The organism is Leifsonia sp. Root4 (genome assembly GCF_001425085.1).
Taxonomy (GTDB): Bacteria; Actinomycetota; Actinomycetes; order Actinomycetales; family Microbacteriaceae; genus Microterricola.
In genome coordinates, this window is sequence record NZ_LMDN01000003.1 from 663,049 (window position 1) to 676,763 (window position 13,715).

General features: G+C 67.1%; 14 protein-coding genes and 2 tRNA genes. 3 read left to right on the forward strand and 13 right to left on the reverse strand.

Annotated features, from left to right (window positions below; all coding sequences use genetic code 11):
• Positions 1-54 precede the first annotated feature (54 nt).
• Both paaI and paaK read left to right on the forward strand, forming a co-directional pair.
• Entirely contained in the window at positions 55-453 is a 399-nt protein-coding gene (gene paaI / locus ASC66_RS12780; protein WP_055840065.1) for a hydroxyphenylacetyl-CoA thioesterase PaaI, read from the forward strand.
• 14 nt (positions 454-467) lie between these two features.
• On the forward strand, positions 468-1,790 hold the full coding sequence (gene paaK / locus ASC66_RS12785; protein ID WP_055840067.1) for a phenylacetate--CoA ligase PaaK: 1,323 nt from the start codon (positions 468-470) through the stop codon (positions 1,788-1,790).
• On the opposite strand, the gene ASC66_RS12790 is transcribed toward paaK, so the two are convergent.
• From ASC66_RS12790 to rplU, 12 genes are all read right to left on the reverse strand, one after another.
• A complete protein-coding gene (locus tag ASC66_RS12790) occupies positions 1,769-3,250 on the reverse strand; it encodes an MATE family efflux transporter (protein ID WP_055840069.1) in 1,482 nt (493 codons plus the stop codon). The genes paaK and ASC66_RS12790 overlap by 22 nt on opposite strands.
• A 112-nt stretch (positions 3,251-3,362) precedes the next feature.
• Positions 3,363-3,438 (reverse strand) — tRNA-Ala (locus ASC66_RS12795).
• Between the two features lie 136 nt (positions 3,439-3,574).
• Positions 3,575-3,650, reverse strand: a tRNA-Ala gene (locus tag ASC66_RS12800).
• Positions 3,651-3,725: 75 nt separating this feature from the next.
• The gene (gene rsfS, locus ASC66_RS12805; protein WP_055840071.1) at positions 3,726-4,103 is read right to left on the reverse strand and encodes a ribosome silencing factor; all 378 of its coding nucleotides are present in this window, start codon (positions 4,101-4,103) and stop codon (positions 3,726-3,728) included.
• Between the two features lie 53 nt (positions 4,104-4,156).
• Positions 4,157-5,068 (reverse strand): hypothetical protein, encoded by a 912-nt coding sequence (locus tag ASC66_RS12810; RefSeq protein ID WP_055840073.1) that lies wholly within the window; start codon positions 5,066-5,068, stop codon positions 4,157-4,159.
• 38 nt (positions 5,069-5,106) lie between these two features.
• A complete protein-coding gene (gene nadD / locus ASC66_RS12815) occupies positions 5,107-5,709 on the reverse strand; it encodes a nicotinate-nucleotide adenylyltransferase (protein ID WP_157509788.1) in 603 nt (200 codons plus the stop codon).
• Between the two features lie 11 nt (positions 5,710-5,720).
• Complete coding sequence (locus ASC66_RS12820; protein WP_055840077.1) at positions 5,721-5,936, reverse strand: hypothetical protein; 216 nt, start codon at positions 5,934-5,936, stop codon at positions 5,721-5,723.
• Between the two features lie 56 nt (positions 5,937-5,992).
• Entirely contained in the window at positions 5,993-7,279 is a 1,287-nt protein-coding gene (locus ASC66_RS12825) for a glutamate-5-semialdehyde dehydrogenase (protein WP_055840079.1), read from the reverse strand.
• A 9-nt stretch (positions 7,280-7,288) separates the two neighbouring features.
• Positions 7,289-8,095 (reverse strand): glutamate 5-kinase, encoded by an 807-nt coding sequence (gene proB, locus ASC66_RS12830; protein WP_055840080.1) that lies wholly within the window; start codon positions 8,093-8,095, stop codon positions 7,289-7,291.
• A 2-nt stretch (positions 8,096-8,097) separates the two neighbouring features.
• The gene (gene obgE / locus ASC66_RS12835) at positions 8,098-9,660 is read right to left on the reverse strand and encodes a GTPase ObgE (protein WP_055840082.1); all 1,563 of its coding nucleotides are present in this window, start codon (positions 9,658-9,660) and stop codon (positions 8,098-8,100) included.
• 128 nt (positions 9,661-9,788) lie between these two features.
• Complete coding sequence (gene rpmA / locus ASC66_RS12840; RefSeq protein WP_047410683.1) at positions 9,789-10,046, reverse strand: 50S ribosomal protein L27; 258 nt, start codon at positions 10,044-10,046, stop codon at positions 9,789-9,791.
• A gap of 20 nt (positions 10,047-10,066) precedes the next feature.
• Entirely contained in the window at positions 10,067-10,375 is a 309-nt protein-coding gene (gene rplU, locus ASC66_RS12845; protein ID WP_047410686.1) for a 50S ribosomal protein L21, read from the reverse strand.
• A 329-nt stretch (positions 10,376-10,704) separates the two neighbouring features.
• Between rplU and ASC66_RS12850 the strand changes: the two genes are divergently transcribed.
• Positions 10,705-10,977 (forward strand): DUF4031 domain-containing protein, encoded by a 273-nt coding sequence (locus tag ASC66_RS12850; protein WP_055840086.1) that lies wholly within the window; start codon positions 10,705-10,707, stop codon positions 10,975-10,977.
• A gap of 35 nt (positions 10,978-11,012) precedes the next feature.
• Here ASC66_RS12850 and ASC66_RS12855 read toward each other — a convergent pair whose 3' ends face one another.
• Positions 11,013-13,607 (reverse strand): Rne/Rng family ribonuclease, encoded by a 2,595-nt coding sequence (locus tag ASC66_RS12855; RefSeq protein ID WP_055840088.1) that lies wholly within the window; start codon positions 13,605-13,607, stop codon positions 11,013-11,015.
• Positions 13,608-13,715 lie beyond the last annotated feature (108 nt).

Below are 13,715 nucleotides of genomic sequence, written 5' to 3' on the forward strand. Positions count from 1 at the left end.
TCAGCTTGGGCTATAGTCGTGCTCACCACCCAGCGCACTCAACGAGGAGTCACGATGACGGATGCGAAGCCGATGCGCGTCATGATGCAGCGCGACAAGGCGGCATCCGCCCTGGGCATGGTCGTGGAACGTGACGAACCCGGCGTGGCCGTGGTGTCGATGCTCGTGCGGGAGGACATGACCAACGGGTTCGCGATCACCCACGGCGGGCTGGTGTTCACGCTCGCCGACACGGCGTTCGCCATCGCGTGCAACGAAGACGAATCGGTCACCGTCGCCGCAGGGGCCGACATCACCTTCCTCAAGTCCACGCGCGCCGGGCAGACGCTGACCGCGACGGCCGTGCGCCGCACCCGTAGCGGCCGCACCGGCCTCTACGACGTGAGCGTCACCGACGAGACCGGCGACGTCGTCGCCGAGTTCCGCGGGCGCAGCTTCACCACCAACCGCTAGCGAGGAACCAGCCGATGTCACCGACGACTACCGCACTGCGCGCCCCGAGCCCGGCCGAACTCGACGGCGCTGAGCGCATGAGCCGCGCCGAGATCGAGGCCCTGCAGCTCGAGCGACTGCAGTGGACCGTCGCCCACGCCTACGAGAACGTGCCGCTGTACACCGCGAAGTTCGATGCGGCCGGCGTGCACCCGCGCGACATCCGTTCACTCGCGGATGTCGCGCGGTTGCCGTTCACGACCAAGGCCGATCTGCGTGAGACCTATCCGTTCGGCATGTTCGCGGTCCCGATGGAGCGGGTCGCGCGCATCCACGCGTCGTCGGGGACGACGGGGCGCCCGACGGTGGTCGGCTACACGGCGGGCGACCTGGAGAACTGGGCGACACTGGTGGCGAGGTCGCTCCGTGCCTCCGGTATCCGCGCGGGCATGAAGGTGCACAACGCCTACGGCTACGGGCTGTTCACCGGAGGCCTCGGCGCCCACGCCGGCATCGAGGCGCTCGGCGCCACCGTCATACCGATGTCGGGCGGGCAGACGGCTCGGCAGGTCCAGCTGATCGTGGACTTCGAACCGGATGCGATCCTCTGCACGCCCAGCTACCTGCTCACGATCGCTGATGCCATGGAGTCCGCCGGCATCGACCCCCGCTCGACCAGCCTGAAGGTGGCCGTGCTCGGAGCGGAACCGTGGACGAACGAGATGCGGCTCGAACTGGAGCGCCGACTCGACATCGACGCCCTCGACATCTACGGCCTCAGCGAGGTGATGGGGCCGGGTGTCGGCAACGAGTGTCTGGAGACGAAGGACGGGCCGCACATCTGGGAGGACCACTTCCTGCCCGAGATCATCGACGGCGAGACCGGTGCGAGCCTGCCGGACGGCGAGATGGGCGAGCTCGTCTTCACCTCGCTGACGAAGGAGGCCTTCCCCGTCATCCGCTATCGCACGCGCGACCTCACCCGGCTGCTGCCCGGCACCGCGCGGCCGGGCATGCGCCGGATCGAGAAGATCACCGGGCGCAACGACGACATGATCATCCTCCGCGGTGTGAACCTCTTCCCCACCCAGATCGAGGAGATCGTGCTCGGCATCGAGACACTCACACCGCACTTCATCCTCGAGCTCACCCGCAGCGGCCCGATGGATGCCATGACGGTGCGCATCGAGCGGCATCCGGATCTCAGCGTCGAGGTCTGCCAGGCCGCGACGATTGTGCTGGCGCAGCGGATCAAGACCCACATCGGCTCAACCGTCGAGGTGCGCCTCGAAGAACCGGGCACACTCCCGCGGAGCGAGGGCAAGTTCCAGCGCGTCTATGACCTGCGGAAGCTCTGATCCCGCTCGGCCTCGCGGAACTCCTGCACGGGGATTGACCCGGTCACCACCGCGTCGACGTTCATGGAACCGTCGACGGGACCGACGATCGCGATCGGTGTTGTCGGCGTCGGCGCCAGCGGCCGCACGCGCATCTTCCCGAGCCGCCGATGCTCGATGACGTAGGCGGGAACGAGCAGCGCGATCGCGCCGAACCAGGCGAGCGGATTGCTCCACACGACGCCGACGAAACCGAACGCGGAGCCGAGTACGATCGCGGCGCCCACGCGCATGACGAGCTCGACGACACCGGTCACCGTCGGTGCCACCGTGCGGCCGAGCCCCTGCAGCACGCCGCGCAGCACGAACAACACGCCGAGCGCCGCATAGGTATAGCCGTCGACGACGAGCATGTACGCCGCGGCGTCGACGACCGTCTCCGAGCCGTCGCCGACGAACACCCGCACGAGTTGCTCGCTGAACACGATGATCGGCACGCCGATCGCCACAGCGGCGCCGATCGACATCCACGTCGCTTGCACGACACCCCGCCGGATTCGATCCGGCCGCTGTCCGCCGAGGTTCTGTGCGGCGAACATCGACGCGGCGAGGCCCAGCGAGGAGAGGAGCGCCACCGCAATCGAGTCGACACGCGATGCGGTCGTGTACGCCGCCACGGCGTCGGCGCCCAGTTCGTTCAGTGCGACCTGAACCGTGAGAGTGCCGATCGCGATGATCGAGGTCTGGAAGCCCATCGGCATTCCGAGGCGCAGGTGCAGCGCGACCGAGGCCCGTGACACCCGCCAATCGGATCGCCGCACGTGCAGCGCCGGAATCCGCCTGCGGATGAAGTCCAGGCACAGCACGACGGACACCGCCTGCGCGACGACCGTTGCGAGTGCGGCGCCGGCGACGCCCCAGCCGAGCGGGCCGACCATGAGCAAGACGAGACCGATGTTCAGCAGACAGGACAGCGTCAGGAAGATGAGCGGCGTGCGCGAGTCGCCGATCGCCCGGATGATCGCAGACAGGTAATTGAAGAACATCACAGCGGATGCACCGAGGAAGCTGATCTGGGCGAACACCGTCGCCTCGGCGAGCAGCTCGTCGGGCGTCTGGAGCAGCCGCAGCGTCGGCGCTGCGATCAGCGGGGCACCGATCGTGAGCACGATGCTCATGGCACCGGTCAGGATCGTGCCGGTGGCGACCGAGCTGCGCACGGCATCCAGGTCTCGCGAGCCGAACGCCTGCGCCGTCGGGATCGCGAAGCCCGAGGTGACGCCCCACGCGAATCCCAGCAGGAGGAACAACAGCGAACCGGTTGCCCCGACAGCGGCGAGTGAATCGATGCCGAGCTGCCTGCCGACGACGATCGCATCGACCACCTGGTAGAGCTGCTGCACCACATTGCCGATGAGCAGCGGAACCGCGAATACGAGAATGACCCGCCAGGGGGCGCCGGTGGTCAGGGATCGTGCCAATGTGCTCTCACGGGGTGCGAAGGTGGACGGGGATGTTTGCGTTGCCAACGATCATAGGCGGTCGGCCGCGGACGACGAAAGCCCGGCACATCGTGCCGGGCTTTCGTCGCGGTGGTGGATCTGGGGAGACTCGAACTCCCGACCCCCTGCATGCCATGCAGGTGCGCTACCAGCTGCGCCACAGACCCGAAATCACTTCCGATTCCTCCGAAGCAACTTGTCCACTGTACTACATTTCGCGCACGTGGTCCGTGCGGAGCCGCGGCATCATCTCGAGGCCCTGACGACGAAAGCCCGGCACAGTGTGCCGGGCTTTCGGTGAGGTGGTGGATCTGGGGAGACTCGAACTCCCGACCCCCTGCATGCCATGCAGGTGCGCTACCAGCTGCGCCACAGACCCTCAGTTGTTCCCGATTCCTCCGGAGCAACTTGATTAGATTACTACACGATCAACTCGCGTGTAAAAACGGCTGCGTCACTCGCGCGTGTCGCGCTCCGGCAGCTCGATCGAGACGACGGGGCAGTCCTTCCAGAGGCGCTCGAGCTGGTAGTAACCGCGCTCCTCCTCGTGGAAGACGTGCACGACGAGGTCGCCGAAGTCGAGCAGAGCCCAGCGGCCCTCCGAGCGGCCCTCGCGGCGGAGCGGCTTGGCGCCGGCGCGGATCAGCTCGTCCTCAACCTCGCTGGCGATGGCGACGACGTTGCGCTCCGAGTTGCCGGTGACGAGGAAGAAGATGTCGGTCAGCGGCAGCGGCTGCGTGACATCGAGGGCGACCAGGTCGGTCCCGCCCTTGGAGTCAGCGGCGCGTGCGGCCACCTGGAGAAGTTCAATGGCGTGTGAAGTTGCAGTCATCTGGAATGTGTCCTGTTTGTGAGAAGCATGGGTGCCGACCGGTGGGCGCGGCACTAAAAAATCTTGAAGATGTATCCGCCGATGAAGAGGCCGATGACACCGAGTGCCAGCACGGCCGCCGTGATGGCGAGCACCGTCGGCACGTTGAGTCCGCCCTGCTTGGGCGGGGTGAGCGTGTCGCGGGTGGAAGTGTGGGTGCTCACGGCACGGCTCGCCCGAACGGGCTGCGCGCTCGTCGCCGGGTGAGCGTCGTCGACCTGATCGAGAAGCCGGTCGACATCGGGCGAATCCAGAAGATTCGGGTGCGCTCCGGTATCACCGAGGCTCGGCAGGTCAATCGAGCCGGTCACCAGCATCTCGCCGCCGGCGATCGGATTCGAGTCGCCGCCCTGCTGCGGGATCATCGGCAGGATGAGCGCATTCGTCGTCGTCGGCACGCCGCCGGCGCCAACCCCACGAGAGAGGACCTGGTCGAAGCTCTGATCGTCGGCGTCGTCCTCGACATCGATATCGAGCGACCAGTGGCCGATCGGCGGCTGCGGTGCGACGGCATCAGCTGTGTGAGCGTCGTCGGTCGAGGACTCTGGCAGCTCGTCGATCTGCTCGCCCCGAGCCGCTGCCTGGGCTGCGAGCAGCGCACGGAGCTCACGGCGGGTGAGCGTGCGTTCCGGCACGCCGATGAAATCGCCGAAGTCGTTGTCGTCGTCAGCCTCCGGCATCGAGGCATCGACATCGGCCTCTGCATCCCCGGCAAACGGCGCCGCGGGGGTCTGTGCGGACTTCGGAGCCCAGGCGGCCGCATCTGCCTCGGCGCGCTTGCGCTCGGCGGCGGCTTGCTCGGCCGGGTCAACGGTCGGGGCCTGCTCGGCGCCTGGCTGCTCCGGGTTGCTTTGATCTGAGGTGCTCGGATCTGCGGGGTCGACTGAGGTCGCTTCCGGTTGACGCGAGCGTTCGCTCTCGCGCATTTGACGCCTCGTCAGCGGTTGCTCGTCGGGCAACGCACTCATGCCACACTCCGATACAGATGGTGTTTGGAGATGTACTGCACGACGCCATCGGGCACCAGGTACCAGACGGGGTCGCCGCGCTCCACACGGGCCCGGCAGTCGGTCGACGAAATCGAGAGGGCCGGAACCTCCAACAAGCTTACGTCGCCCTCGGGCAATCCCGAAATACTGAGGTCATGCCCCGGCCGACTCACAGCTACGAAGTGAGCCAGGTCCCAGAGTTCACGCACGTCTTTCCACGTGAGGATCTGGGCGATCGCGTCGGCGCCGGTGATGAAAAACAGCTCGGCGTCGGGGTGTTCGGCGTGGACATCGCGGAGCGTGTCGATCGTGTACGTCGGCCCGTCGCGGTCGATGTCGACGCGGCTGACGGTGAAGCGCGGGTTGGAGGCGGTGGCGATGACCGTCATGAGGTAGCGGTGCTCCCCCGGACTGACGGCGGGCTTCTGCCATGGCAGGCCGGTTGGAACGAAGATGACCTCATCGAGGTCGAAGGACTGCGCCACCTCGCTCGCCGCGACCAGGTGGCCGTGGTGAATGGGGTCGAAAGTGCCGCCCATCACGCCAATGCGCGGGCGGCGTTTCGACGCACTCGTCACAGGCAGTTCGTTCAGTGGCCCGACGGGGCGTGCGCTCCGCCGTGGGCGGCTGCGTATGCGTCACCCTTGGCCTTGTGGCGGTTTGCGACATCGCGGAAGCTCCAGGTGACAAAACCGAACGCGGCAAAGATCACGAGTGCGATGGCGCCGTACATGATCGGCTCGATCGGCAGTTCAACGGCGTGCACGGTTTCGGACGACGCAACCACGGCGGTCAGCAAAGACATCACATTCTCCATTCAGGTGGCGGGAGGTGCATCCGCCACAACGATTCTAGCGGGCGCTACGGCCGAAGCTGTCCGTTGCCACGCACAATCCACTTGGTGCTGGTGAGTTCTTGCAGACCCATCGGGCCGCGCGCGTGGAGTTTCTGGGTCGAAATCCCGACTTCGGCGCCGAAGCCGAACTCGCCGCCGTCGCTGAAACGCGTCGAGGCGTTGACCATGACGGTTGCCGAGTCCACGCGGTTCAGGAAGTACTCGGCGTTGCCGAGATCGTTCGTGATGATCGACTCGGTGTGCTTGGTGGAGTACCGGCGAATGTGCTCGATCGCCTCGTCGAGGGTGTCGACGACGCGCACGGCGATGTCGAGGCTCAGGTACTCGGTCTCCCAGTCGTCCTCCGTGGCGGGCACGGCGTCGGGCAGCAGCACACGGGCGCGCTCATCGGCGTGGATCGTCACACCGGATTCCACGAGCTTCGCGCCGACGGCCGGCAGCACGCGGTCGGCGGCTCCGGCGAGCACGAGCACGGTTTCGACCGTGTTGCAGACGCTGGGGCGCTGGGTCTTGGCGTTGTGCACGATGTCGACGGACCACTGCACGGGCGCGGTGTCGTCCAGGACGATGTGCACGACGCCGGCTCCGGTCTCGATCACGGGCACCTTCGACTCGGTGACGACCGTGTTGATGAGCGAGGCGCTGCCGCGCGGGATGAGCACGTCGACCTGTCCCCTGGCCTGCATCAGTGCGCGCGCACCCTCGCGGCCGAACTCGTCGATCGACTGCACTGCCGCCTCGGGGATGCCGTGAGCCGCGATGGCCCGCTGAATCAGCGAGACCAGGACCTGGTTGGAGTTCTGTGCGGCACTCCCGCCGCGCAGAACGGCGGCATTGCCGCTCTTCAGGGCGAGGGCCGCGATGTCGACGGTGACGTTGGGCCTGGCCTCGTAGATCGCGCCGACGACGCCGAATGGGACGCGCACCTGGGCGATCTGGACGCCGTTCGGCAAGGTGCTGCCGCGCACGTTGTCGCCGATCGGGTCGGCGAGGCCGACGATCTCGAGCACGGCGACGGCGAGCGACTCGATCCGCGCAGGGTTGAGGGCGAGGCGGTCCAGGAGCGCGTCGCTCAGGCCGTTGGCCCGCCCGGCGTCGATGTCACGCTGGTTGGCCTCGACGATCTCGGACACGTGGGCGCGCAGCGTCGCAGCGATCTCGACGAGCGCCTCGTTCTTCTTCTGGGTCGTCGTGGCGCCCAAGTCGAGCGATGCGGCGCGGGCGGCATCCAGCTTCGCGGAGAACGCGTCGAGATCGATGCCGGTGGTCGAGGGGGTGTTCAGCAGGGACATGGCCCTAGTTTAGGCGTGCGCAGGCACCGTGTTACGGCTTTGCGCATCGAACCAGGTGCCGACATCCTCGCCGAGGAGAGCCTCGTTGACGAGGCCGGTCGCCGTGACGAGCACGGCCGTTCCGGACTCGGCTGCATGCCTGGCGGCGGAGGCCTTGGTGACGGCGCCACCGGTGCCGACGCCCGCACGCCCGGCCGAGCTCAGCTCGACTCCGGCCAGTGCGTCGCCGTATGGCACGCGCGCGATGCGCTCGGCTCCCGGCTCGTGCGGCGGACGTGTGTAGAGGGCGTCGACGTCGCTGAGCAGGATGAGCACGTCGGCGGCGATCAGGCTGGCGACGAGCGCGGCGAGCCTGTCGTTGTCGCCGAAGCGGATCTCGTGCGTCGCGACGGTGTCGTTCTCATTGACGATGGGCAGGATCCGCAGGTCGAGCAGCCGCTCCATCGCCCGCTGCGCATTGCTGCGCGGCGTCGCGTTCTCGAGGTCGCCGGCGGTGAGCAGCACCTGACCGGCAACGATGCCGTAGCGGTCGAGGCTGTCCTGGTAGCGGAAGATCAGCAGGTTCTGACCGACGGATGCCGCAGCCTGCTGCGTCGCGAGGTCGGTCGGGCGCTCGGAGAGGCGCAGGTACGGCAGGCCGGTCGCGATCGCGCCGGATGAGACGAGGACGATCTCGGTGCCGCGGCCATGCGCGGCGGCGAGGGCGTCGACGAGTGGCGCGATCTGGCCGGCATTGTCACCGCTGATGGACGATGAGCCCACCTTGACGACGATCCTCTTTGCCGAGGCGATGCCGGCCCGATCACGCACGCTCACTGCTACTCGCTCTCCTCGCCCGATTCCGCGAGGGCGTCGCGTTCTGCGCGGGTCATGTCGACTCCGCCGTCTTCCTGCCAGATGCCGGATGCCCGCTCGTTGAGCAGTTCGGCACGCGCTGCGGCCTTGGCGTCCATGCGGGCGAAGTAGTCTTCGCGACGCTCGTTGCGCGTCGCACGGCCGGCGCTGTCCAGACGCGCGTCGGTTCCGCGCGGCGCGGTGATGAGCTCGGCGGTCGAGGTCAGCGTCGGCTCCCAGTCGAAGACGATGGAGCTGCCAGGGCCGATGATGACGGTGGAGCCGGCGACGGCGCCCGCCTTGAACAGCTGGTTTTCGACGCCGAGCTTGGCCAGGCGGTCGGCGAGGAAGCCGACGGCCTCATCGTTGGCGAAGTCGGTCTGGGCGACCCAGCGCTCCGGCTTGGCGCCGATGACGCGGTACACGTTGCCGAAGCTTCCGCCCTCGACCTTCACGACGAAGCCACCCTCGTCGACGGCCTTCGGGCGGATGACGATGCGCTCCTTGGTCGGCTTGGCCGCAGCCTCGGCGCGGCCCTGCTCGACGAGTTCGGCCAGCGCGTAGCTCAGCTGGCGCAGTCCTTCGTGGGTCGCAGAGGAGATCTCGAAGACACGGTAGCCGCGCTCCTCGAGTTCGGGGCGCACGAACTCGGCGAGTTCCCTCGCCTCCGGCACATCGATCTTGTTGAGTGCGATGAGCTGTGGGCGCTCGAGCAACGGCTTCTGGCCCTCGGGAACGGGGTACGCGGCGAGCTCACCGAGAATCACGTCGAGGTCGGTGATCGGGTCACGGCCCGGGTCCATGGTCGCGCAGTCGATGACGTGCAGCAGCGCCGTGCAGCGCTCGACGTGGCGCAGGAACTCGAGCCCGAGGCCCTTGCCCTCGCTCGCACCCTCGATCAGGCCGGGAACGTCGGCGATGGTGTAGCGGTTGCCTCCGGCCTCGACGACGCCGAGGTTCGGGTGCAGCGTGGTGAATGGGTAGTCGGCGATCTTCGGCCGGGCCGCGGAGAGCGCGGCGATCAGGCTGGACTTGCCGGCGGAGGGGTAGCCGACGAGTGCGACATCCGCGACGGTCTTGAGTTCGAGGTAGACATCACCCTCCCAGCCGGGGGTTCCGAGCAGTGCGAAGCCGGGGGCCTTGCGCTTGGTGGTCGCCAGCGATGCATTGCCGAGGCCGCCGAGGCCGCCGGGCGCGACCGTGAAGGAGACGCCGGGTTCGCTCATGTCGATGAGCTCGTTGCCGTCGGCATCCTTCACGACGGTGCCGACAGGAACGGGCAGCTCCATCAGCTCACCGTTGCCACCGGCACGGTGGTCGCCCATTCCGGGCCCGCCGTTCTGGGAGCTGCGGTGGGGCGCGCGGTGGTAGTTGAGCAACGTCGTGACCTGAGGGTCTGCGATGAGCACGATGTCGCCACCGTGGCCGCCGTTGCCGCCATCGGGGCCGGCAAGCGGCTTGAACTTCTCGCGGCGCACGGACACACAGCCGTTGCCGCCGTGACCGGCACGCAGGTGAAGCGTGACGTGGTCAACGAATGTGGCCATGGCTGGTCTCCTTGGTGATGCTTGTGTTGGTGGTGCTTGTACTTGTGATGCGTCGCACCGGCGATGGTGCGGGTGAAATACGTCAGGGCGAGCCGAAGCTCGCCCTGACGATTACTGCATGTGGATGCCTATTCGGCAGCCACCAGAATGTTGACGACCTTGCGGCCACCCTTGTTGCCGAACTGAACGGCTCCGGCCTCGAGGGCGAAGAGCGTGTCGTCGCCACCGCGACCGACGTTGACGCCGGGGTGGAAGTGGGTGCCACGCTGACGGACGATGATCTCGCCTGCGCTGACAACCTGGCCACCAAAGCGCTTCACGCCGAGGCGCTGAGCGTTGGAGTCGCGACCGTTGCGAGTGGAGCTCGCTCCCTTTTTATGTGCCATTAGCTTCTCTCCTCAGGCCGTTACTTGATGCCAGTGACCTTGACGCGCGTGAGCTCCTGACGGTGCCCCTGACGCTTCTTGTAACCGGTCTTGTTCTTGTAGTGCTGGATGACGATCTTCGGGCCGCGGAGGTCCTCAAGAACCTCGGCGGTGACAGTGACCTTCTCGAGGGACTTGGCGTCCGAGGTGATCTTGTCTCCGTCAACAAGCAGCACAGCGGCCAGCTCGACGGTGCCGCCCTTAACGGCCTTGATCCGGTCCATCGTCACGATGGTGCCGACCTCGACCTTTTCCTGGCGGCCACCGGCGCGCACAACTGCGTAAACCACTTTACGTACCTCACTCTGGGGGGCTACCTAGCCCCAATTCCTAATACTCGGGAAGTCACTGGATTGACGCGGTCAGACGGACCGGTCTCAATCAGAAAACCTTGGCGAACGTGCGGATGATTCCGACACACACCAACGATCGAGTTTAGCTGATCGAATGCGCGCGGTCAAACGGGCTCGCCCGGCACGATGTGCGCCGTGCTCACGGAAGTGATCTGGCGCGACGTGCAGGGAACAGTTTACTAGTGCGAAGCAGTGAAACTGCACCACGGCGTGCAGCGTGTCGAAAATCGGCCGTGTCGCGCGGTCCGCTCCGTAGACTCTGAGCCATGACAGTGCTCATCGATCAGGCCATCTGGCCGGCCCACGACACCGTCTGGGCCCATCTTGTCAGCGACTCGAGTCTCGACGAGCTGCACGCGTTCGCCGAGGCGCAGCAGATCCCCCGGCGCGGATTCGATCTCGATCACTACGACGTACCGCTGGAGCGCTGGCAGGCGTTGGTGGATGCCGGTGCGCTGCCGGTCAGCGGACGCGAGCTCGTCACCCGTCTGCGCGCGAGCGGTCTCAGGGTGAGCGCACGAGAGCGCCGTGGCCTCTAGGGCCACGGCGCTCTCGAACAGACTGTGAGGTGCTGCTACTCGCTGTCTGAACTGCTCGCAGTTCCGGTGACGATCGGCATGACGGGCGTCGTTGACAGCGCGGCCGTCGAGACACGGCGGCTGCGCGAACGACCCTGACCGGGCTGCTTCGGCTGCGGGAGCGCTTCCAGGACCGAGCCCAGCAGCTCTTCGGCCGCCTTCGTGTTCACGGCACGCGCCTGACGCGGAGCGACCTCGACGGGGATGTCAAGGATGGCAATCGGCTCGGCCTTGGTCTCGGCACGCACCGGCTCCGGCTTCGACTCCGGCAGGACATCGGCCGCATTCGACGTTGTCGCTGCTGCGACATCATCCGAACGCTCCGCAGACTGCTGGGAACGGCCGCCACGCGACTTGCGGTTGCGTGAACGCGGGCTGCGGCCCTCGCTCGGAGCACCGTTCTGCTGCGAGCCGTGCTGCTGTCCATTGTTCTGCTGCCCGCCACCCTGCTGTGCGTTGGCCTGGGCTGCCGGCTCGTCGACCTTGGCGGCGTCGACCGGGTGGGCCAAGGTGCTCGCGGCGATCTGTGCGAGGGCGTTCTTGGCGTCCTCGGTGATGCCGTGGGTGCCATTCGGCTTCTCGGCCGCCGGCGTCTGGGGCTGCTGCTGCGTCTGCTGACCGGACTTGGCCGAGCGGCGACGCTCCTGCTGCGGCGCCTGCTGCGGCGTCTGGCGGTGCTTGACCACCGGATCGTGGTGCACGATGATTCCGCGGCCGGCACAGGCCTCACAGTTCTCGCTGAAGGATTCCAGCAGACCGAGGCCGAGCTTCTTGCGGGTCATCTGCACGAGGCCAAGCGAGGTGACCTCTGCGACCTGGTGCTTCGTGCGGTCACGGCTCAGGCATTCGATGAGACGGCGCGAGACGAGGTCGCGGTTCGACTCCAGGACCATGTCGATGAAGTCGACGACGATGATGCCGCCGATGTCGCGCAGTCGCAGCTGGCGCACGATCTCCTCGGCGGCCTCGAGGTTGTTCTTGGTGACCGTCTCCTCGAGGTTTCCGCCGGAACCGACGAACTTGCCGGTGTTGACGTCGACGACGGTCATCGCCTCGGTGCGGTCGATCACGAGCGAACCACCGGACGGCAGCCAGACCTTGCGGTCGAGGGCCTTCTCGATCTGCTCGGAGATGCGGAACTCGTCGAAAGCATCCTTCTCGCCCTCGTAGCGCTCGACGCGCTCGAGCAGGTCGGGGGCGACGCCGCGCAGGTAGCTCTCGATGACCTCCTGGGCGTCATCGCCGGAGATGATCATCTTCTGGAAGTCCTCGTTGAAGACATCGCGCACGATCTTGATGAGCAGGTCGGGCTCGGAGTGCAGCAGCGCGGGAGCCTGCACGGTCTGCAGCTGCGAGCTGATGCTGGCCCACTGGCTGATCAGGCGCTGCACGTCGAGCGTGAGCTGCTCCTCGGTCGCACCCTCGGCCGCGGTGCGCACGATGACGCCGACGTTGTCGGGGAGCACCTCCTTGAGGATCTTCTTGAGGCGCGCACGCTCGGTGTCAGGCAGCTTGCGGCTGATGCCGTTCATCGACCCGTTCGGAACGTAGACGAGGTAGCGACCGGGCAGCGAGACCTGGCTGGTCAGACGCGCACCCTTGTGGCCGACCGGGTCCTTGGTGACCTGGACGAGGACCTTGTCGCCCGGCTTCAGTGCGAGCTCGATGCGGCGCGGCTGGTTGGCTCCGGGGTTCTCGGCCGCTGCGGCCTCCCAGTCGACCTCGCCGGAGTAGAGCACGGCGTTGCGGCCGCGCCCGATGTCGATGAATGCGGCCTCCATGCTGGGGAGGACGTTCTGCACCCGACCGAGGTAGACGTTGCCGATGAGGCTCGCCTCCTGGTTCTTGGCGACGTAGTGCTCGACCAGCACGCTGTCTTCGAGCACGCCGATCTGGATCTTGTTGTTCTTGGCGCGCACGACCATGCTGCGGTCGACCGACTCGCGGCGGGCGAGGAACTCGGCCTCGGTGATGACGGTGCGACGGCGCCCGGCATCCCGGCCGTCACGACGGCGCTGCTTCTTTGCCTCGAGACGCGTCGAGCCCTTGATCCGCTGCGGCTCGGTGATGAGCTCTGGCTCGCGCGGGGTGCGCACCTTGACGACGGTGTTCGCCGGGTCATCGGAGCCGGAACGGCTCTCTTCGCCCGTACGACGACGCGCGCGACGACGCACGGTCGATGCGTCATCCGCATCGCGGTCGAACTCGCGCTCGAAGCCGCGCTCACCGGCCGGGCGTGGAGGCAGCGGAAGGATGTCCGGCGCGTGGAAGATCAGGGATGTCGTGCTCAGCTGCGACGGGATGACCGGCGCGGGCGCGGGTGCCTCATCGGCCACTGGAGCCTCCTCTTCGGCTGCGGCGGAAAGCACGGGAGCCTCCTCAACGGGGTGCTCTGGCTGCTGCGGCTGCGCCGGCTGCTCGGCCGGAGCCTGGGCAATGACCGGCTGCTCGGCGATCGGCGGCGTCACCGGGGTCTCCTCGCCGCGCTTCTTGCGCGCGCCGAAGATCCGTGACCGCTTCTTCGCCGGAGTCTTCGTCGAGTCCGATGCAGCGCCGCTCGTGTTCGTGTCGTTGCTTGCTTTGTCCACCATTGCTGGGGTTACTCCTTGACCGGTGCGGGCAACCGCGCCACCCGCTCCGGGTACTCTCTCGAGCGAAGATCCGCTTCGCGAACCCCCGCAAATCTATTTGGTACGCAA

What these genes read in the sequence shown, in the direction of transcription:
- paaI (WP_055840065.1), top strand. Translation starts at nt 55, where the DNA reads ATGACGGATGCGAAGCCGATGCGCGTCATGATGCAGCGCGACAAGGCG.
- paaK (WP_055840067.1), top strand. Translation starts at nt 468, where the DNA reads ATGTCACCGACGACTACCGCACTGCGCGCCCCGAGCCCGGCCGAACTC.
- rsfS (WP_055840071.1), bottom strand. Translation starts at nt 4,103, where the DNA reads ATGACTGCAACTTCACACGCCATTGAACTTCTCCAGGTGGCCGCACGC.
- ASC66_RS12810 (WP_055840073.1), bottom strand. Translation starts at nt 5,068, where the DNA reads ATGCGCGAGAGCGAACGCTCGCGTCAACCGGAAGCGACCTCAGTCGAC.
- ASC66_RS12820 (WP_055840077.1), bottom strand. Translation starts at nt 5,936, where the DNA reads ATGTCTTTGCTGACCGCCGTGGTTGCGTCGTCCGAAACCGTGCACGCC.
- ASC66_RS12825 (WP_055840079.1), bottom strand. Translation starts at nt 7,279, where the DNA reads ATGTCCCTGCTGAACACCCCCTCGACCACCGGCATCGATCTCGACGCG.
- obgE (WP_055840082.1), bottom strand. Translation starts at nt 9,660, where the DNA reads ATGGCCACATTCGTTGACCACGTCACGCTTCACCTGCGTGCCGGTCAC.
- rpmA (WP_047410683.1), bottom strand. Translation starts at nt 10,046, where the DNA reads ATGGCACATAAAAAGGGAGCGAGCTCCACTCGCAACGGTCGCGACTCC.
- ASC66_RS12850 (WP_055840086.1), top strand. Translation starts at nt 10,705, where the DNA reads ATGACAGTGCTCATCGATCAGGCCATCTGGCCGGCCCACGACACCGTC.
- ASC66_RS12855 (WP_055840088.1), bottom strand. Translation starts at nt 13,607, where the DNA reads ATGGTGGACAAAGCAAGCAACGACACGAACACGAGCGGCGCTGCATCG.